15 protein-coding genes and 4 pseudogenes are annotated in these 18,911 nt (G+C 71.5%); 14 read left to right on the top strand and 5 right to left on the bottom strand.

The genetic code is table 11. The features are described from left to right. Positions 1-22 precede the first annotated feature (22 nt). Positions 23-231 (bottom strand): annotated as a pseudogene (locus AC5WS8_RS05545) (ATP-binding protein); the annotation flags it as partial. A 54-nt stretch (positions 232-285) separates the two neighbouring features. Between AC5WS8_RS05545 and AC5WS8_RS05540 the strand changes: the two are divergent. Together AC5WS8_RS05540 and AC5WS8_RS05535 are read left to right on the top strand one after the other, a co-directional pair. Next, on the top strand, positions 286-1,617 hold the full coding sequence (locus AC5WS8_RS05540; protein ID WP_496102142.1) for a GH1 family beta-glucosidase: 1,332 nt from the start codon (positions 286-288) through the stop codon (positions 1,615-1,617). Then, entirely contained in the window at positions 1,614-2,879 is a 1,266-nt protein-coding gene (locus AC5WS8_RS05535) for an MFS transporter (protein WP_496102141.1), read from the top strand. The genes AC5WS8_RS05540 and AC5WS8_RS05535 overlap by 4 nt, the downstream gene beginning before the upstream one ends. Before the next feature lie 28 nt (positions 2,880-2,907). Here the strand turns inward: AC5WS8_RS05535 and AC5WS8_RS05530 are convergent, their stop codons facing one another. Next, entirely contained in the window at positions 2,908-3,717 is an 810-nt protein-coding gene (locus tag AC5WS8_RS05530) for an SDR family oxidoreductase (RefSeq protein WP_496102140.1), read from the bottom strand. A gap of 86 nt (positions 3,718-3,803) precedes the next feature. Then, positions 3,804-4,060 (bottom strand): annotated as a pseudogene (locus tag AC5WS8_RS05525) (NAD-dependent epimerase/dehydratase family protein); the annotation flags it as partial. Positions 4,061-4,306: 246 nt separating this feature from the next. On the opposite strand from AC5WS8_RS05525, the gene leuA reads away from it, so the two are divergent. From leuA to AC5WS8_RS05510, 3 genes and pseudogenes are all read left to right on the top strand, one after another. After that, positions 4,307-6,028: a 2-isopropylmalate synthase gene (leuA, locus tag AC5WS8_RS05520; RefSeq protein WP_496102139.1), complete on the top strand. Its 1,722-nt coding sequence runs from the start codon at positions 4,307-4,309 to the stop codon at positions 6,026-6,028. 175 nt (positions 6,029-6,203) lie between these two features. Continuing rightward, positions 6,204-6,911 (top strand): TerB family tellurite resistance protein, encoded by a 708-nt coding sequence (locus tag AC5WS8_RS05515; protein ID WP_496102138.1) that lies wholly within the window; start codon positions 6,204-6,206, stop codon positions 6,909-6,911. Between the two features lie 135 nt (positions 6,912-7,046). After that, positions 7,047-7,526 (top strand): annotated as a pseudogene (locus tag AC5WS8_RS05510) (protein phosphatase). On the opposite strand, the gene AC5WS8_RS05505 reads toward AC5WS8_RS05510, so the two are convergent. Next, a complete protein-coding gene (locus AC5WS8_RS05505) occupies positions 7,507-8,040 on the bottom strand; it encodes a GNAT family N-acetyltransferase (RefSeq protein ID WP_496102137.1) in 534 nt (177 codons plus the stop codon). The pseudogene AC5WS8_RS05510 and the gene AC5WS8_RS05505 overlap by 20 nt on opposite strands. A gap of 305 nt (positions 8,041-8,345) precedes the next feature. On the opposite strand from AC5WS8_RS05505, the gene AC5WS8_RS05500 reads away from it, so the two are divergent. From AC5WS8_RS05500 to AC5WS8_RS05465, 8 genes are all read left to right on the top strand, one after another. After that, entirely contained in the window at positions 8,346-9,122 is a 777-nt protein-coding gene (locus AC5WS8_RS05500) for an SCO2525 family SAM-dependent methyltransferase (RefSeq protein ID WP_496102136.1), read from the top strand. A 72-nt stretch (positions 9,123-9,194) separates the two neighbouring features. Beyond that, entirely contained in the window at positions 9,195-11,033 is a 1,839-nt protein-coding gene (locus tag AC5WS8_RS05495) for an SCO2524 family protein (RefSeq protein WP_496102135.1), read from the top strand. A gap of 2 nt (positions 11,034-11,035) precedes the next feature. Next, entirely contained in the window at positions 11,036-11,953 is a 918-nt protein-coding gene (locus AC5WS8_RS05490; RefSeq protein ID WP_496102415.1) for an SCO2523 family variant P-loop protein, read from the top strand. Next, positions 11,950-12,933 carry an SCO2522 family protein gene (locus AC5WS8_RS05485; protein ID WP_496102134.1) on the top strand — a complete coding sequence of 328 codons (984 nt, stop codon included), beginning with the start codon at positions 11,950-11,952 and terminating at the stop codon, positions 12,931-12,933. The genes AC5WS8_RS05490 and AC5WS8_RS05485 overlap by 4 nt, the downstream gene beginning before the upstream one ends. Before the next feature lies 1 nt (position 12,934). Further along, positions 12,935-13,903 (top strand): SCO2521 family protein, encoded by a 969-nt coding sequence (locus tag AC5WS8_RS05480; protein WP_496102133.1) that lies wholly within the window; start codon positions 12,935-12,937, stop codon positions 13,901-13,903. Positions 13,904-13,943: 40 nt separating this feature from the next. Then, on the top strand, positions 13,944-14,945 hold the full coding sequence (locus AC5WS8_RS05475) for a DUF6879 family protein (RefSeq protein ID WP_496102132.1): 1,002 nt from the start codon (positions 13,944-13,946) through the stop codon (positions 14,943-14,945). Between the two features lie 277 nt (positions 14,946-15,222). Further along, positions 15,223-16,443 carry a sensor histidine kinase gene (locus AC5WS8_RS05470; protein ID WP_496102131.1) on the top strand — a complete coding sequence of 407 codons (1,221 nt, stop codon included), beginning with the start codon at positions 15,223-15,225 and terminating at the stop codon, positions 16,441-16,443. Then, complete coding sequence (locus AC5WS8_RS05465; RefSeq protein ID WP_496102130.1) at positions 16,440-17,093, top strand: response regulator; 654 nt, start codon at positions 16,440-16,442, stop codon at positions 17,091-17,093. The genes AC5WS8_RS05470 and AC5WS8_RS05465 overlap by 4 nt, the downstream gene beginning before the upstream one ends. Before the next feature lie 44 nt (positions 17,094-17,137). Here the strand turns inward: AC5WS8_RS05465 and AC5WS8_RS05460 are convergent. Next, positions 17,138-17,487 (bottom strand): annotated as a pseudogene (locus tag AC5WS8_RS05460) (DUF6204 family protein). Positions 17,488-17,863: 376 nt separating this feature from the next. Here AC5WS8_RS05460 and AC5WS8_RS05455 point away from each other — a divergent pair. Then, positions 17,864-18,301, top strand: a complete 438-nt coding sequence (locus tag AC5WS8_RS05455) for a cytidine/deoxycytidylate deaminase family protein (protein ID WP_496102129.1) — start codon at positions 17,864-17,866, stop codon at positions 18,299-18,301. Positions 18,302-18,911 lie beyond the last annotated feature (610 nt).

Below are 18,911 nucleotides of genomic sequence, written 5' to 3'. Positions count from 1 at the left end.
GTCCCGCGCACCCGGAACCCCGTCAGTTCCGCAGATCCACCAGGAGCGGCGGGGCGTGCTCGCCCCTCACGTTCCTCGGCGGGAGCACCGCATGACCCGGCGGCACCGCGTGCGCCGGCTCGGACGCGGACCGCGCGCCGCTCGCGCTCGACCTGGCGGACGGTCACCGCGCGCGGTCGGCGCATGCCCGCTGATCACCCGGCGCAGCACGGGCAGGGCCGTGCCCGCCGGGTCGTTCGTGCCTGCCCGTTGACTTCTGTTACCGGCGGTAAGGATGATCCGCGCATGGTGACTGACGAGCGCATGGCGACGGATCCGATACCTCAGTTCCCGCCCGGCTTCCTGTGGGGCGTGTCCACCTCGGCCCACCAGATCGAGGGGGCGGCCGACGAGCGTGAGCCGTCCGTGTGGGACGCCTTCAGCGCCGGGCCGGGCCGGGTGAAGGACGGCTCGACCGCGGCGGTGGCCTGCGACCACTACCACCGCTACCGCGAGGACGTGGCGCTCCTGGCCGGCCTGGGCGTGGACGCGTACCGCTTCTCCGTCTCCTGGCCGCGGGTGAACACCCCCGGCGGCCTGGACTTCTACGACCGTCTGGTCGACGAGCTGTGTGCGGCGGGCGTACGCCCGGTCGTGACCCTCTTCCACTGGGACCTGCCGGTCACGCTGGACTGGCTCCAGCGGGACACGGCGTCGCGTTTGGCCGAGTACGCGTCGGTGGTGGCCGGCCGTCTCGGCGACCGCGTGCACAAGTGGATCACCCTCAACGAACCCGCCGAGCACACGCTGCTCGGTCATGCGCTCGGCGCGCACGCCCCCGGCAGGCAGCTGATGTTCGACGCCCTGCCGGTGGCGCACCACCAGTTGCTGGCCCACGGCCTGGCCGTACAGGCACTCCGCGCTGCCGGCGCGGGCGACATCGGGATCGCCAACTCCCACGGCCCGACCTGGCCGGCGTCCCGGAGGCAGGAGGACGTGGAGGCAGCCGAGTTCTACGACCTCCTGCTGAACCGGTTGTTCTCGGACCCGCTGCTGCTCGGCCGGTACCCCGAGGGTCTGGCGGAGCTGATGCCGGGAGCCCCCGAAGACGTCGAAGCGGACCTGAAGGTGATCGCGGAGCCGGTCGACTGGTACGGGATCAACTACTACGCGCCGACGCGGGTGGGCGCCCCGCAGGGTGCGGAGATCGAGTTCGGCGGCCTCACCCTCCCCGCCGAACTGCCCTTCTCCGTCCGGGAGGTCGAGGGCCACCCGGTCACCGACTTCGGCTGGCCGGTGGTCCCCGACGCGCTCACCGAGCTGCTGACCGGCTTCCGCACCCGCTACGGCGACCGCCTGCCGCCCGTGGTCATCACCGAGAACGGCTGCTCCTACGAGGGCGTCGACGACCAGGAGCGCATCGCCTACCTGGACGGACACATCCGGGCCCTGCACCGGACGCTGGAGGCGGGCGTCGACGTGCGGGGCTACTTCGTGTGGTCGCTGCTGGACAACTTCGAGTGGGCGGAGGGGTACGCGCGCCGGTTCGGGCTGGTGCACGTGGACTACAGGACACTGGAGAGGACCCCGAAGGCGTCGTACGGCTGGTTCCGGGACCTGCTGCGGGCACAGAGATGACGACGGCCGACCGGGCCGCGCCCACCGTCGACGCCCTCGCCGAACCCGTCGAACGGGTCGGCCGCGGCTGGACCTGCGCCCTGTCGCTTGCCAACGGGGCGATCTGGGTCGGCTGGTACGGCCCCCTGCAGATCCTGCTGGCCTCCCAGGCGAAGGACTTCGCGCCCGGCTCCGGGATGTCCAAGGAGACGATGCTGGCCTGGGTGACGGGTGCGGGCGCGGCGGTGTCGCTGGTCGCGAACCCGCTCTTCGGCGCGCTGTCGGACCGCACGACGGCACGCCGGGGTCGCCGCACGCCGTGGATCGTGGCCGGTACGGCGGGCGGCGCGGTGTCACTGCTGCTGCTCGCGGGCGCGAGCGGTCCCCGGACCATGGCGCTCGGCTGGTGTCTGGTGCAGCTGACGCTGAACGCGGCGTTCGCGGCGGTGACGGCGGCGGTGCCGGACCGGGTGCCCCGGCTGCAGCGCGGCTCGGTGGGCGGCTGGCTGGGCGCGGCGCAGATCCTCGGCGTGGTCGGCGGGACGGGGCTCGCCACCGTGGCCGGGGGCATCGGGGCGGGGTACGCCGCCTGCGCGGTGTTCACGGTGGCGGGCGTCCTGCCGTATGTGCTCGGCCACCGGGACCTGCGGCTGCCGGCCGCGGCCCGGCCGCCCTGGTCCTGGCGGGGCTTCCTGGCCGGCTTCTGGCTGAGCCCCCGCCGCCACCCGGACCTGGGCTGGGCCTGGCTGACCCGCTTCCTGATCAACCTCAGCAACGCCCTGGTGCTCCTGTACCTCCTGTACTACCTCCGGGATCGCGTCCACTACCACGACCCGGGCCGGGGCGTCCTGATCCTCACCGCCGTGAACGGGGTGACGCTGCTGGCGACGGTGGTGGTCGGCGGGGTCTGGTCGGACCGGGTGGGCCGCCGCAAGCCGTTCGTGATCTGGTCGGGAGTGCTCATGGCGGTGGCGACGGCGGCCCTGTCGGCCTGGCAGACCTGGCCGGGCGCGATCGTGGCGGCGGCGGTGCTGGGCGTGGGCTTCGGGGTGTTCACCTCGGTCGACTTCGCCCTGATGACGGACGTGCTGCCGGAGGCACTCGACCGGGGCAAAGACCTCGGGGTCATCAACGTCGCCAACGCCCTGCCCCAGGTCGCGGCCCCCGCACTGGCGGCACCGATCGTCACCCACCTCGGCGGATACCGTGTCCTCTACCTGGTGGCGGCGCTGATCGGGATGGCGGGGGCGGGGTTGGTGGGGCGGATTCGGGGGGTGGACTGAGCCGGCGGCCCCGGGTGCCGCCCCGGGGTCAGGGGCGCCGCCAGTCGTCACCGGCCATGTGCGAGCCGGCCATCGGCCCCATCCGCAGCATGCCGCCGTCCACGCTCCACGAGGCCCCGGTGACGTAGGACGCGTCGGGGCCGGCGAGGAAGGCGATCACGGCCGCGACCTCGCGGGCGTCGCCCGGGCGCCCGAGCGGGACACCGGGGCGGCTCTCGGTGTGCACGTCCGTGTCCTCCTGGCCGGTCATGGGCGTGGCGATCTCGCCGGGTGCCACCGCGTTGACGGTGATCCCGTGCTCCGCCAGTTCCAGGGCCATGACCTGGGTGAGCAGGCCGAGGCCGCCCTTGGCCGCGCAGTACGGGGCCGCGCCCACCCGCGGCTGGTGCTCGTGGACGGAGGTCACGTTGACGATCCGGCCGCCGTCGCCCTGCCGGATCATCCTCCGCGCCGCGCGCTGACCGCACAGGAACGGGCCGAGCAGGTCGACGTCCAGGACCTGGCGCACGTCGTCGAGGCCCAGGTCCAGAAACGGGGTCATGGTGCCCGTACCGGCGTTGTTGACCAGGACATCGACGCGGCCGAGTTCCTCGCACAGCGCGTCGACCGTGTCCGCGGCCTCGGGAAGCCGGGTGAGGTCCACCTGGGCCACGGCGGCCCGCCGCCCCTTGCCGCGGACCTCGTCGGCGGTCTGTTCGGCACCCTTTCGGTCGCTGTGCCAGGTGATGCCGATGTCCATCCCCGCCTCGGCCAGGCGGACGGCGGTGGCGCGGCCGATACCGGAGTCGGATCCGGTGATCACGGCCACCCTGGACACGGCGGGGCTGGGGGCGGGCATACGGGCCTCCCGATCCTGGTCGAGGAGTCGACGAGGGATCGCAGTACCCGGGGACGTACCGGGCAAACGGCGGCCGGTGCCAGGCGCTACAGCGCCCCGGCGTCGCGGGCGGCCCACACGGTCGGGTAGCGGGGCCGGAAGCCGAGGTCCCGCCGTATCCGCTCGGTGGACATGATCCCCGACCACGGGTCGGGATCCGTGCGCGCGCGAGGTGTGGATCGCCCTCGCCGTGGACGAAGGGGAGCCGACCGATCCGCAGGTCCGCACCCTCCGGCGCGAGCGGCTGCCGCTCGGCCTCGGCCTTGGACTCGGCGTACGCGCCCCACATCGCGCCGCCGGGACGCAACCTCGTCGTGCATAAAACATGACTTTAGTAACTTTTTGTCCGAAAGGTGCTCCCGGTCCCGCATACTGATACGGGCCTTCGTGCCCGGCGCGCCTCGGCTAGCATGCGGAGCATCATGCGTTTCGGGCTGCTTCTCCTTAGCTGCCGCGGCGAGGGCCTGTAGTCGAGGCCGACCCCCTCCCCGCGGTGCTTGGCGTTGCGTCGTCGGCCGTCCTTCCGGACCCCTTGAGGAGCCCACGCACCATGGCGAACCGCCAGCAGCCCACCTCCATGCCGATCCACAAGTACCGGCCGTACGAGCAGGTCGACATCCCCGACCGCAGCTGGCCCGACCGGCGGATCACCAAGGCCCCGCGCTGGCTCTCCACCGACCTGCGCGACGGCAACCAGGCCCTGATCGACCCCATGTCGCCGGCGCGCAAGCGTGCCATGTTCGACCTGCTGGTGAAGATGGGCTACAAGGAGATCGAGATCGGCTTCCCGGCCTCCGGCCAGACCGACTTCGACTTCGTGCGCTCCATCATCGAGGAGGAGGGCGCGATCCCCGAGGACGTGACCGTCTCCGTCCTGACCCAGGCCCGCGAGGACCTGATCGAGCGGACCGTGGAGTCCCTGAAGGGCGCGCGCCGCGCGAACGTCCACCTCTACAACGCCACCGCCCCGGTCTTCCGCCGGGTCGTCTTCCGCGGCTCCAAGGACGACATCAGGCAGATCGCCGTCGACGGCACCCGGCTGGTGATGGAGTACGCGGACAAGCTGCTGGGCCCCGAGACCGAGTTCGGCTACCAGTACAGCCCGGAGATCTTCACCGACACCGAACTGGACTTCGCCCTCGAGGTCTGCGAGGCGGTCATGGACGTCTGGCAGCCCGGCCCGGACCGCGAGATCATCCTCAACCTGCCCGCCACCGTGGAGCGTTCGACCCCGTCCACGCACGCGGACCGCTTCGAGTGGATGCACCGCAACCTCTCCCGCCGCGAGTTCGTCTGCCTGTCCGCCCACCCGCACAACGACCGCGGCACGGCCGTCGCCGCCGCCGAGCTGGCGGTGATGGCGGGCGCCGACCGCGTGGAGGGCTGCCTGTTCGGCCAGGGCGAGCGCACCGGCAACGTCGACCTGGTCACCCTGGGCATGAACCTGTTCTCCCAGGGCGTCGACCCGCAGATCGACCTCTCCGGCATCGACGAGATCCGTCGTACATGGGAGTACTGCAACCAGATGGAGGTCCACCCGCGCCACCCCTACATCGGGGACCTCGTCTACACGTCCTTCTCCGGCTCCCACCAGGACGCCATCAAGAAGGGCTTCGACGCCATGGAGGCCGAGGCGCAGGCCAAGGGCGTCACCGTCGACGACATCGAGTGGGCGGTGCCCTACCTGCCGATCGACCCCAAGGACGTCGGCCGCTCCTACGAGGCGGTCATCCGCGTCAACTCGCAGTCCGGCAAGGGCGGTATCGCCTACGTCCTGAAGAACGACCACAAGCTGGACCTGCCGCGCCGGATGCAGATCGAGTTCTCGAAGATCATCCAGGCGAAGACGGACGCCGAGGGCGGCGAGGTCACGCCGAAGGACATCTGGGACGTCTTCCAGGACGAGTACCTGCCGAACCCGGACAACCCGTGGGGCCGCATCCAGGTGCGGACCGGGCAGACAACCACGGACAAGGACGGCGTCGACACCCTCACCATCGAGGCCACGGTCGACGGTGAGGACACCGTCCTCACCGGCACCGGCAACGGCCCGATCTCGGCGTTCTTCGACGCCCTGCAGTCCGTCGGCATCGACGTACGTCTGCTGGACTACCAGGAGCACACGATGAGCGAGGGCGCCTCCGCGCAGGCCGCCTCGTACATCGAATGCGCGATCGACGGAAAGGTCCTGTGGGGGATCGGTATCGACGCGAATACGACACGTGCCTCGCTGAAGGCGGTCGTCTCCGCGGTCAACCGAGCCGCCCGCTGACCTCCACGTTCACGGCCCCGTCCGCCCCGCGAGGCGGACGGGGCCGCGTCGTGCACCGGCCATTTCGGCCGAAGATCACGAGGAGGTCTCGTCCGGGGTACTGACTCCGCCTCACGAATGTGGCTAACATCACGCCAGCAGCGGCGATGTTGCCGCGGCGATACGGAGGTGCGACGTGCTGCCAGGACGGGGACGCAACGGCCCGGAAGCCCGCAAGGGCCGCCTTTCGCAGGTCCTCGGCGTCCGTACCGCATGGACCACCGTCGGCGACGGCGAGTTCTTCTGCCCCGGCTGCGGGGGCGACCGCAACTACCAGCGTCTCACCGGGCGCCGCCGCCTCACCCTCGTCGGCCTGCCGGTCCTGCCACGCGGGGAGACCGGCCCGGTCGTGGAGTGCGCGGCCTGCGGCCACCACTACGGCACCGACGTCCTCGACCACCCGACCACCACCCGCTTCGCCGCGATGCTCCGCGACGCCGTCCACACCGTGGCCCTGGCGGTCCTCGCCGCGGGCGGCACCTGCTCCCGTACGTCCCTGGAGACGGCCGCCGCCGCCGTCCGCTCCGCCGGCTTCGACGACTGCACCGCGGACGGGCTGTGCGCCCTGGTCGACGCCGTGGCCGCCGACACCGGCCGGGTCTGCGGCGAACCGGGCGGCGGCGCGAGTCTGGCCATAGAGCTGCACGAGGCCCTGGACCCGCTCGCCCCGCACCTCGCCCCCACCGGCCGCGAGTCGATCCTGCTCCAGGGGGCCCGTATCGCCCTCGCCGACGGCCCCTACACCCCTGCGGAACGCGACGTCCTGGCCACGGTGGGCGCGGCCCTGACCATCTGCTCCGAGGACGTGACCCGACTGCTCGCGGCGGCCCGCACGGTGTCGTAGCCGCACGGCCCGCACGGTGTCCGACGGCGGCGGCACACCGGCGGTGGCCTGTGGCCGGTGCCCTGCGGCCGACGCGCCCGTCCGCCGCCCGCGAAACGGCACCCCCGCGCCGGCCCGCCGCCCGACACCGGGCCGATGAGCGATCCCGAACCGGACGACCGCACCCGCAGTTCCGACGGCGCAGGCGGGGACCCCGAGGCGCCCGGCGTCCTGCGGCTGCCGTCCGGGCGGCCGGTGCGCGGGCGGGGGCTGCGGCGGCCCCTGCCGGGCGGCCCGCGCCCACGTACGGGCTGTACCTGCTCGGCGAACGGCCCCCGCCGGCGCCCTGGGCCTCCGACTGGCTGCGGTGGCCCGACTTCCTGCCGCCCGGCAGTCGCAGCGAGGCCCGGCGGCTGCTCACCGAGGCCTGGGAGCGGGCCGCGGAGGGGCGCGTCGAGGGCGCCTGCGGCGGCGGGCCGCGGACGTACCGGTACCGCCCTCGCCTGCCTCGCCGTGCTGGACGGCGTCCCGCCGGGGCGTGCCGTGGCCGATGTGCGCGCCCACTACGACCGGCACGCCGTGGAGACACCCCGGCAGCGGCGGTACGTACGGCGCTTCACAGGCCCAGCGTCATGATCAGCCGGTCCTCTCCGGCTCCGAAGTAGTCCGTGCGCACCCCCTCGTCGGACGAGAAACCCAGCGACCGGTACAGCATGATCGCCGCCGCGTTCGCCGGCTCCACCGTCAGCCGCACCTCGCGCACCTCCTCGGCCCGCAGCCGGCGCAGCACCTCCAGCATCAGCCGCCGTCCCAGCCCGCGGCCGCGCTGGTCGCGGGTCACACCGAGGCTGACGATCCAACTCCGGTAGCCGTCCTGCGTGGTGACGTACAGGACGTACCCGTGCAGGCTCTCCCCGTCGTCCAGCACCAGCAGACAGTCCCCGTGCAGGTCGAACAGCTGGCGCAGCACGAAGTACGGGTACGGGTCGTCGGGGAACGCCTCCCGGTCCACCCGTACCAGTTCCGGCAGGTCGTCCTCCGTGACACCCCGCATCGTCAGAGGGCGGTCGACGAACGCCCGGTCGTGGAACAGGGCCGGTCCGGTGGGCCCGCCACGCGAAGGGAAACGTTCTTCTGGAAACACGGTCATGCCGCCCCCCTGCGGAATGGAGTCAAGCATGCGTGACCCTCCGTACGGGTGGTACGAATGGGACGCGCGCTGTCTGCCGTTCGGATGTGTTCGACAGATTTCCGACCATCTTGAGCGGGATGATCCAGCCCCTTCAAGGCCGGATCAGGTCCAATGAGTCATTCGCCCCGGTGCGCCCTCGGTGCGCCCCGAGCGGCGTAACCGCCTCGCCCGGTTGGCCGAAGGGGGATCCGGACCCGCCTTCCGGGCGGTACCCTCGACCAATGACCTTCAGATCGTCGGGGGATGTACAACTGAATGCGGACGTGTCATGGGCCGCATTCGACCCCATTGCCTACGTCGAGCACAATTACCGCGGCCTGCAGGCGGAGGACGCGGAGATCCTTCAGATCGTGGGCGATCATTTCGGCGATCATTTCCGGGGGTGCGGCACCGCCGGTGTCTCGGGCATCGACGTCGGGGCCGGTGCGAACCTCTACCCGGCGCTCGCCATGCTGCCCTGGTGTGAGGAGATCACCCTCTACGAGCGCTCGCCCTCGAACGTCCGCTACCTCAAGGGCCAGGTCCCCTCCTACGACGGGAACTGGGACAAGTTCTGGGAGCGGCTGTGCAGGAACAAGGCATACGACGCACTGGAGTTCGACCCGCGGGCCAGGTTCCGGGACGTGGTCCGGGTTCAGTCGGGCAACCTCTTCGACCTGGTGCGGCACGAGGGCCGCTGGTCCATGGGGACCATGTTCTTCGTCGCGGAGTCGATGACCGCCTCGCACGACGAGTTCCGCCGCGCCGTCGAGTGCTTCCTGCGCGCCCTCGCCCCCGGGGCGCCGTTCGCCGCCGCGTTCATGGAGCATTCGATCGGGTATTACACGGGTGACCATTTCTTCCCGGCGTGCGACGTGGGAGAGTTGGAGGTGTACGAGAGTCTCCGGCCTTTCGCGGGCGAGTTCGAGACAACGCGTCTCAAGGCCTCGGCCGCCGTACGTGAGGGCTATTCGGGAATGATCGTCGCCTGTGGCCGGAGGAATTCGGAGCCGAACATTCCGGAATCTGGAATTCCGGAGTCCGGTATTCCGGTCGGTTGAGGACCACATCGTCGCAACAGAAGACGGCACGTCCTCCAACGATGGCAGCGCGGCCTGTGTGAGGGGCATGGGATGCAGATCAAGCCACGCCAGCATCTGCTGGACATCTGGCAGGCGGTCGCCCGCCATTCGTTCGACGACGGGGAGTGGAACTGGGGCAAACAGGGCGGGGAAAGCAGCGTCGCGGACGCCGAGCGACTGCTCTGCATCCTGTACCCGGCCACGGAGATCCCCGCCTTCCGCCTGGACGACCCGGACACCACACAGGACGACGTCCAGAAGGCGATGAGGAAGGCCGGTGGGCGCCTCGAGCTCCCCGCCAACCTGGTCACGGCAACCGCCGAGTTCATGCGCAGGCACATGGACGAAAAGAGACCCACCTTCGCCGGTGGCCACTACTTCGTGTCCGGGGACGAGGACCGTGACCTCACCCAGGAACAGCGCGAACTGGGAGTCGTCGACTCCTACTCCATGTCGATCACCCTGTGCCTGGCCACCCTCGGCTTCCTCAAGATCTACGAGTCCAAGACCCGCCGCGGCGACATCCTGGAGACCATCCAGGAAGTGCGCACCGCCACCAGCAACCGCCTCACCGCGGCCATGGTGAGCCTGCTGCGCTCCTTCACCATCAACGTCTTCGACATCGACGCCTCCCAGGGGCGCACGCTGTGCGAACTCCTCGGCCAGGGACGACTGTCGCAACGGCATGTGCTGCGCAGGTTCCAGGACCGCTTCGAGGCCCTGCGCGCCGCCATCGTCGAGAGCTTCGTCCTCGGTGTCGACGTCGAGGAGGGCCTCAAGGACCCCAACCAGCTCTTCGAATGCGGCTGGGGCTGGAGCATCATCAAGGACGCGCCCGAGGTCGTGACCGAAGACCCCATCGGGCCGCAGCCCCAGGGCGTCGCCAACCCGGTGCCGTACCTCTACTTCACCGTCGTCGCCCTCGACGGCATCCAGGACCTCTTCTCCGACCGCACCCTCACCCTCGGCCTGCTCAACCCCGAACAGCAGCGGCTCGCCGAGGCGTTACGGCTGCGCTGGGAGATCACCCAGCAGTTCTGGTCCGGGATCGCGCGCTTCGGCGGCGACCGCTGGCCCCTGGAGGACATTCCCTGGCGTACCACGGGCCAGAAACTGGAGTCCGAGTACTTCTCCCTCTCCGTCGCCGCCATCCTCGTCCACGACCTGATGCGGCGCCGCGCCACCGACGACGACCTGACCCGCACCGTCAGCGTCATGGAACGCCTCGCCGAACGCGGCCGCGTCACCAGCCGCATGACCCGCGACGACCCCATGATCCGACTGCACCACCCCGGCGTCACCCTGCCGCTGCAGGGCAGCGAGAGCGCGGGGCCGCCCATGCAGTGGATCATGAGCGACTTCTCCGCGCAGCTGCTCAAGCGGACCATCCAGCTGTGCACGCTCTCCCGCAACCTCGCCTCGCACGACCGGCTGCTCCGTCTCGCGGAGGACATCTTCGAGCACCTGTGGCGGCGCCGGATCGGCGACGGCGAGGGCACCGGCCTGTGGGACAACGTCCACGCCGCCTATCCCGACACCCCGGCGTACGAGGGGCAGGTGTCCTGGAGCGTCACCGAGCGCGTCACCGAGGTGATGGTCCAGGTCCACCAGATGTACAGGCAGCCCCCCATCCGCAGCACCGAACTCAGCGTGCTGGCACGGGCGTTGCTGAGCGAGTCGACCCACCTCCTCGGCAACGAACAGATGGAGCCCGCGCCGGCCTCCGAGGGCAACCGCGGTATGGAACTGAGGAGCATCGAGGTCAAGTTGCGACGCGCCCGAAAGCTCATCGACGAACAGCCCGGTACCGCCTGCTCGTTGACCCTCGACGTCCTCGGACAACTCGACGCCCTCGCCCGGGCCCGGGAAGCCGCGGCCCAGGGGGTGTGACCGTGCTCGTCTTCGCGGCCTCCGACAAGGGAGGCACGGGCCGCTCCGTCACCAGCGCCAACCTCGCCTACCACCGGGCGCTGGCCGGTGACGACGTCTGCTACCTGGACTTCGACTTCGGCTCGCCCACCGCGGCGGCCGTCTTCGACGTGCCCGACGCCCGTCGCGCCGCCGAGGACCGCGGCCTGCACTCCTACCTGACCGGCGAGGTCGCCGAACCGGCCCGCATCGACGTCTGGGCCGACACCGAGCACCCGGTGCTGCGCAACCGGCCCCCCGGCTCCGGCAGCCTGGTCCTGATGCCCGGCGACGTCAGCGGCGGCGAGTTCGCCACCACCGACGACACCCTGCGCCGCTGCGTCGACCTCCTGCTGCGGCTCAACGGCGAGTTCGACATCATCGTCGTCGACCTCAGCGCCGGCCGCAGCTACGCCGTCGACATGGCCCTGGAGGCCACCTCGCAGCGCGAGCTGCGCGGTGTCCTGGCGCGCTGGCTGGTCTTCCACCGCTGGACCCGGCAGCACGTCGCGGCCGCCGCGAGCCTGGTCCACGGCAGGCGCGGCATCGTCGCCGGCGGGGTGGCCCGCGGCCACGACGAGACGGCGCTGCGGAACGTCATCCGATTCGTCCGGGCCGCCGTACCCGACCCCGAGTCGGCGCTGTGGTCCCAGGTGTCGGCGACCCAGTCGGCGTGGATGCGCGCCTGCGACCGCGACCTGAAGCAGATGTCCTCCACCCTCGGCATCGGGTACACCCAGGTGCTCGGCTCCGTGCCGCTGGAGCCGGTCCTGCAGTGGCGCGAGCAGCTCATCACCGACGAGGACGTCCTCGACAGCCAGATCGCCAACCGGGAGACCTGGGAGGCACTGAGCGAACTGGCGAACCGGCTGACCGACGACAAGTACTGGGAGCAGCCGTGACGGAAGCAGTGTTCCGCGAGACCTCCGCAGAGCCCCGCACCCAGTCCGTACCGCTCGCCCACCTCTCCCTCGAACTCGGCCACCTCTACATGGAGGACTTCGAGGCCGGGCCCGAGCGGCTGCGCGAGCACTTCGCGGAGGTCCGCGTCTGGGTGGACGCCGCCCGGGCCGCCGCCACCCGCCGCACCGGCGGCAAGAGGCCGCGCATCAGCACCTGCTTCCTCGTCGACGACTACTTCACCCGCTTCTCCACCCCCGCCGAACTCGTCCCGGTGGTACTGGAGGAGGCCGAGCACGCCGGGCTCGTCATCGACTACCTGGCCCGCGAGTCGGGCTGCGCCGTCGCCGACAGGATCGAGCTCGCCGAGGCCGTCATGCACCGCCTCGTCGAGTCGCCGCCCCCGGGCAGCCACGGCTCCCGCCCGCCCGTCAGCCGGACCGGCTGGCTCGCCAACGGGGAGCGCAGCCCCGGCTCCCGCAGCGCCATGGGGGAGATCACCGGCTGGCAGCCGCCCCAGGAGACCGCCGCCCGCAACCACTCCGTGTTCATGGACATCGAGCTGTGGTCCGAGAAGGACGGACAGCGGCTGTGGTCCTGCCCGTTCCTCGCCGCCGTCTGGCAGCTCGCCCGGCTCGGCCTGCTGCGCCACCTCGGCGAACCGGTCCTCGTACCGCGCCCCTGGAACGGGCGCGACTTCCCCCACGAGTGGGACAGGCTGCCGCCGCTGATCCAGCTCAACCCGGCGGCGGCGCCGTTCAGCGCGTACCGCACCTGCACCCTGATGCCCAACCGCTTCCTCGCCGTCGAGGACGCCGTCCGGCTCATCCTCGACCAGATAGACGTCGACTCGGGCGCGCTCAAGCAGGTCGCCGAGCGCTCCGCCCGCGAGGGCGCGGCGGTGCCGGACGCGGTCGCCCAGCGCGCCACGTACGTCTTCTACGAGGAGCCCGCCGGCACCTGCCCGGCCGAGGGGGGCTGAGATGCCGGCCGGGGGACAGCCGGCGCGCCCGGTGCTCGCCTGCGGTGAGGTGCGCACCGGTCTGCTGCCGTCCTTCCACGCACTGGACGGCCGGGCCGCCGCCCAGCTGCTGAGGCTGCGCGCCGACGAGAACGTCCGGGTCTCCGAGCGGCCCAACCTGTACGCGCTGTCCCCGGACGTCCTGACCGGCGTGGACTGCCGGCTGCCCACCTCCAACGGTGCCAAGGTACGCGCCGTCGGCACGGTGGCCGCCCGCGCCGCGCTCACCGAGGGCCGCGTCCTGCAGGCCACCGCCTACTTCGCCGCCCCGGCCACCGGTCCCGACACGCGCCGTCCCTGGGGCCACTACCTCGTCAGGCCCGGCCTGGTCGAACCCTTCGGCAAACTCCCCGAACAGGCCACCGCCGAGGGCGTCCTGCGCGGCGGCGCACGCGGCGAACTCGACCTCGGGATGATCGCCGAGGGCCTGCTCGCCCAACTGCTGCGCCATCCGCTCCTCGACCACAAGGCGCCCTTCAAGTCCCGGCGCACCCATCTGCGCTGGGCCGCACGACGCGCCCCCGAGGGCGAGGGACCGTCGCTCGAGCGCTTCACCCTCGCCGAGCACGGGCTGCGGACCGTGGAACTGAGGCTGCCGGAGGGCACCCCGGCCGCCGCGGCCGCCGGCCTGTGCGAGGACCTCGCCCTGCACGACTGGCTGCTGACGACCGTCGTGCACATGCTGGACAGCAGCCGGCTCGGTGCGGCGGACGGCCCCGCGGCCGTCCTCGCGCTGCGTCCGGCCGTCGATCACCTGCTGCATCTGTGGATGCCGCGCGCACACGTGGACCGCACGCTGGGTCACCTGTGGGACGTGCTGGAACGGGAGCCGGGGTTCACCCGTCAGTGGCAGACCCTGGTCCAGCGCATCCGCGACCAGCTGGCCGTCCAGGCCATTCCGTTGCTGCACGAAGCACTGAGCACGCGCTGAAGGGCGGCACCAACCACAACCGTGACGGGGGAGAGCCGACATGACCGGAGCGTCAGGAGCGTCATCGGGGGAAGCACACACGGCGTCGAGGAGCGAGGAGGGGCAGCACTCACCGAACCTGTTACGGAAGACACTGGTCACGGCGGTGGTGGCCGCCGCCACCTACCTCCTGACCAACGTCCTGGACCAGGACAAGAACCAGGTCTGGCAGCTGACCGTGTCCGTCGTCCTCGGCGGCGCCGCACTGATCATCCAGTACCTCGTGGACTTCGAGCAGCGGCTGAACTCGATGGAGCAGGGCCTGGACAAGTACCACCTGGAGATGCGCAGGGAGGTCGAGGGGGCCTTCGCCCGGATCAGCGAGGCGACCGAGCTGTTCAGCGAGGTGGACCGCTCGGTGCTGCGGTCCGACGGGGTGGCCCGGCTGGCGCGCGCCTACACCCATGTGGGCCGTCAGGAGTCACAGCTGGTGAAGGACTTCGCCCAGGACCGGATCGCCCAGCTCGCGGCCACGATGGAGAGCCTCAGTCGCGGCAGCACGGACTGTCCGGGCGAGGAGCACGACTGGCTGATCGCCCTCACCGCGTGCTGTACCCAGACCCTGGTGGCCACCAGCACCCCCGTGGACCGCGACTTCTGGACCAGCGAGCCCGCCAACCGCTACCTGAAGGCACAGGAGGAGGCCGTCAAGCGGGGAGTGCGGGTGCGGCGGCTGTTCCTCGTGAAGAACCCGCGGGAACGCACCGAGGAACTGGAGGAACTCTGCCGCAGCCAGCGGGACCTCGGCATCGACGCGCGCATCGCGGTCCGCTCGGAACTGCCGCAGCGCGCCCGCCTCACGCTCACGAACGACTTCATCGTCTTCGACGGGCAGCTCTGCTACGAGATCGAGCCGGACGTGGACGTCGTACCGGCCAAGACCCTCCTGAAGATGACACCCGCGCACGTCCAGGAGCGCATGAAGCGGTTCCACGTCCTGTGGGAGGCCACCGAGCCCACCGGCCCGGGCACCGTGCCCGCACCGACCGTCGCGTCCGGCTGAACGGCACACCCCAGGTCCTACGTCGCGGCGGTCCACGGCGACCACCGCGACGACGGCCGCCACGGGCGCCCACGCCGCGACCACGGTCCAGCCGCCCGACACCGTCGTCGGACGGCGCGACACCGGGGCGGAGCACCCGCTGACGGCGGCGGTTCCGGAGGTCGGCTCGATCGGCCCGAGCAGCATCCGCGGGGTGGTGGCCGCGGGCCGGTGTCGACCGTGGTTGTACGTCCACGGTCCGATGACCGCCGCCCCGCCTCGCGCCTACGATCACCGCATGTCCGCACCCCCGCCGCTTCTCCTGCTCATGCTCAGGCGCGTGCCGCCAGGTGTGTGGACGGCCGTGCCCTGGCTGTACGCCACCGCCTTCTCCGTGCGCGCCTATTTCGGCATCCCCTTCATGCCGACCGCTCCGCACCAGCCGGGCACCACCGGCTGGGCACTCGTCGTGGCGGGCGCCGCCATCGGACCGATGGGCTGCAGACTGCTGCGCCGTCATCCGGTACCGGCGCTCGCCCTCCTGCTGACGGGGACGTTCCTCGTGACTCTGGGCGTGGACTGGCTCGTCATCGGCTTCACTCACTACCTGGTGGTGGACATCGCGCTGGGCTGGATCGTCGCCACCCGCACCCGATGGGAGGGCATAGCGGCACTCGTCATGGCAGTCGCCCTGCTGCCGTCCTACCAACTCGCCCGGACCCTCCTCAGCCGCCCCCTCCGCGTCCCGACCAGTCTGATCGACGGCACCTGGCGCGGCTGGGCATCGCTCGCTCTGACGGCCGTCGTCGCCTGGCTGATCGGCAACAGCGTCCGTCAGAGCCGCGCGTACGTGCAGCGGCTGAGCGCCGAGACCACCGTCCGCGCCGTCACCGCCGAACGGCTGCGCATCGCCCGGGAGATGCACGACACGGTGGCGCACAGCATCGGCATCATCGCCCTCCAGGCGGGCGCCGCGGCCCGGGTGGCGGCCACCCGCCCGGAGGCGGCACGCGAGGCGATGCGGGCGGTGGAGACGGCGGGCCGGGAGACGCTGGCGGCGCTGCGGCGCATGCTGGTCGCGCTCAGGGCCGCGGACGAGGACCAAGGGGGCGGCCCGGAACAGGTGCCGGCCGCCGGCCTGGACGACGTCGACCGCCTCGCCGCCGCGACGACGGCGGCGGGGGTGCGGGTGGAGGTGCGGCGGCTGGGGGAGCCCCGCCCCCTTCCGCCCGACCTCGACCTGTCGGCGTTCCGCATCATCCAGGAGTCGGTCACCAACGTCGTACGGCACTCCGGCACGGACGCCTGCCGGGTGACCGTGGACTACGCCGACGACGTACTCGCCCTGGAGGTGACGGACGACGGCCGGGGCCACGGCACGTCGACGGACACCGGCTTCGGCCTGGCGGGCATGCGGGAGCGGGTCGCGCTGCTGCACGGGGAGTTCAGCGCCGCCCCGCGTCCGGAGGGCGGCTTCCGGGTGGCGGCGCGGCTGCCGGTGCCGGAGGGCGCCGGATGACGGTCCGGGTGGTCCTCGCCGACGACCAGCAGTTGATCCGTACGGCGTTGCGCATGGTGATGGAGGAGATCGAGGACCTCGAGGTGGTGGGGGAGGCGGCCACGGGCGAGGAGGCCGTGACGCTGGCGGAGGAACTCCGCCCGGACGTGGTGGTGATGGACATCCGTATGCCGCGGCTGGACGGCATCGAGGCGACGCGCCGCATCACCGCCGGGCCGGCGGACACGCGGATCGTGGTCCTGACGACCTTCGACGACGACGATCACGTGTACGGGGCGTTGCGCGCGGGTGCCTCCGGCTTCCTGGTCAAGGACATGGCGCTGGACGACATCATCGGGGCGGTGCGGGTGGTGGCGTCCGGCGACGCGCTCCTGGCCCCCGGTGTGACCCGGCGCCTGATCCAGGACTTCGCGGCCCGGCCGGGACCTGCCCGGAACCGCCGGGACCTGACGGGCATCACGGACCGGGAGCGCGAGGTCCTCACCCTGGTGGGCTCCGGCCTGTCCAACGCGGAGATAGCGGCCGAACTGTGCATCAGCGTGGCCACGGCCAAGACGTACCTGACCCGCCTGCTGACCAAGCTGGACGCGAGGGACCGCGTCCAGTTGGTGATCACGGCGTACGAGGCGGGGCTGGTGTCGGTGGGATAGGTCCTTCCGCTTCGCCCGGGCGGTGCGCGGGCGGATCTGGCCCGCTACCGGGCCGCGGCGCGGCGCCGCCGTTTGCCGAGCGGTGCCAGGGAGAGGTCCTCGGCGCCGGACCGGAGGTTCTTGTAGCCGTAGCCGCGCTGGGTCAGCCAGGCCTCCGCGGCTTCCTCGGCGCGTTCGGTCGCCTCCAGGATGTCCTCCTCTTCCTCCCCCGAGTCCAGGAAGCGGAAGGTGAAGGCCGAGCGTACGGCCAGGTCGTAGCTGAGGTGGCCCTCGGGGGTGAACGCCGCGCGCAGCACGTCGTGCTCCGCGGCTTCGGCCAGGAGTTCCGCGCGCTGGTCGGTGCTGAGTCCGTCGAGACACCGCGGACGATGACGCGGAAGGTGCGGGTGGTCATCCCGCGACCCCAGCCGGCCGGTTCGGCGAGGCTCCAGCGGATTTCCGTGCGGTGTGTGTGGCTCGGCGGGGCCGGGGAGCGATCCGCTTGCGGTCGGTGCGGCAGGAGGCCGACGACCGAGGCGCAGCCGCCGGGCCGGGCTGCGTCGGAGCTGCCCGGCAATCCGTCCGCCGAGGTGCACGCCGTCGGATCACCCGGTGCATCCACGGCGCTCCTCTCCCGATGCGCGGACGCAGCGGGGCCGCCGGTCACGGAAGCCACCGACGGGATCGTCCGCCGCTTCACCGTCCGGCGCGGCGACCGCACCGCCGATATCTGCTTGCGCACACTCGTCACGGGGTTCAATGGCGCCTGACACCCGACGAAGGCAGAGAAGATGAACCCGCAGACCCACGACGTCGACCACGAACTCGTCGAAGCCGCCGCCCACGTCGCTCGCACGCGCTGCCGAGGTGACAACCACACCATGGCGGCCGCGGCCCGTGCCCGGGACGGCCGGATCGTCACCGCGGTGAACGCCTACCACTTCACCGGGGGGCCCTGCGCCGAGCTCGTCCTGATCGGCGCGGCAGCGGCCCAGGGCGTCTACGAGCTGGAGACGATCGTCGCCGTGGGCGACCGTGACCGCGGGGTCGTCCCCCCGTGCGGTCGGTGCCGTCAGGTCCTTCTCGACTACTTTCCCCGTGTCCAGGTCATCGTCGGCGAAGGCGATCGCATCCGAAGCGTCCTCATCACCGAGTTGCTGCCCGAGAGCTACGTCTGGGCCGACCACCAGCTGAAGGTCGGGGAAACCGCGCCACTCGCCAGGGACTGACGGTCGTACGACTCGTGCGCGGGACCAGGCGCCTGCGCACGGAACGCCGCCCGGGCGGCCGGGCCAGGAGGAGGACGGGACCGCCGGACACCGTGCTGTCCGGGACGGGGACGGCATCGGGGACTTCGTCGGCCACCTCGGCGCAGCCATCGGGTTCGAATACGGCGACGACCTGCTGTTCACTCCGCTCGGTCGAGAAATCCGCGCCACTCAGCAAGGGGCGCGGGGCCCGCTTCCCCCCGCCGTCGTCTCGGCTCGGCGCCGAAGGACTCCTGCGCCGCCTGCCGTGTGCTGTCGGCCATGGCTCAACCCACCCCCGCTGCCTCGCACTTGTAGGGCACAGACGCCTGACGAGTGTAGATGCAGAGCGTCACCAAGGTGATGCGAAGAGTGAAAGTCCCAGGGGAAGGGGAGCTCGGTGACTGCAGTACACACATCGCTCGGGGGACGAGACTCGGCGCACCGCGTCGAAGAGGCGGAGGAGACAGTGAAGGAATTGCGGGCTGCGCTCGCGAGCGTCGGAATCACGTTGCCGTCGCTCCGGCTCGACCCGGCAAGTCCGGCACGGGAGACACCCTGTCCGCCGGTGGAATCGGGCGGCTGTTCCGTG

This window comes from Streptomyces sp. PTL18 (assembly GCF_059510295.1).
Note: the sequence above shows the minus strand (reverse complement) of the source record. Positions and strands in the feature narration are given on the sequence as shown.

Coding starts and splice junctions, on each gene's coding strand:
- AC5WS8_RS05480 (WP_496102133.1), top strand. CDS start 12,935: ATGCCGGCCGGGGGACAGCCGGCGCGCCCGGTGCTCGCCTGCGGTGAG.
- AC5WS8_RS05540 (WP_496102142.1), top strand. CDS start 286: ATGGTGACTGACGAGCGCATGGCGACGGATCCGATACCTCAGTTCCCG.
- AC5WS8_RS05475 (WP_496102132.1), top strand. CDS start 13,944: ATGACCGGAGCGTCAGGAGCGTCATCGGGGGAAGCACACACGGCGTCG.
- AC5WS8_RS05505 (WP_496102137.1), bottom strand. CDS start 8,040: ATGACCGTGTTTCCAGAAGAACGTTTCCCTTCGCGTGGCGGGCCCACC.
- AC5WS8_RS05470 (WP_496102131.1), top strand. CDS start 15,223: ATGTCCGCACCCCCGCCGCTTCTCCTGCTCATGCTCAGGCGCGTGCCG.
- AC5WS8_RS05530 (WP_496102140.1), bottom strand. CDS start 3,717: ATGCCCGCCCCCAGCCCCGCCGTGTCCAGGGTGGCCGTGATCACCGGA.
- AC5WS8_RS05455 (WP_496102129.1), top strand. CDS start 17,864: ATGAACCCGCAGACCCACGACGTCGACCACGAACTCGTCGAAGCCGCC.
- leuA (WP_496102139.1), top strand. CDS start 4,307: ATGGCGAACCGCCAGCAGCCCACCTCCATGCCGATCCACAAGTACCGG.
- AC5WS8_RS05465 (WP_496102130.1), top strand. CDS start 16,440: ATGACGGTCCGGGTGGTCCTCGCCGACGACCAGCAGTTGATCCGTACG.
- AC5WS8_RS05535 (WP_496102141.1), top strand. CDS start 1,614: ATGACGACGGCCGACCGGGCCGCGCCCACCGTCGACGCCCTCGCCGAA.
- AC5WS8_RS05495 (WP_496102135.1), top strand. CDS start 9,195: ATGCAGATCAAGCCACGCCAGCATCTGCTGGACATCTGGCAGGCGGTC.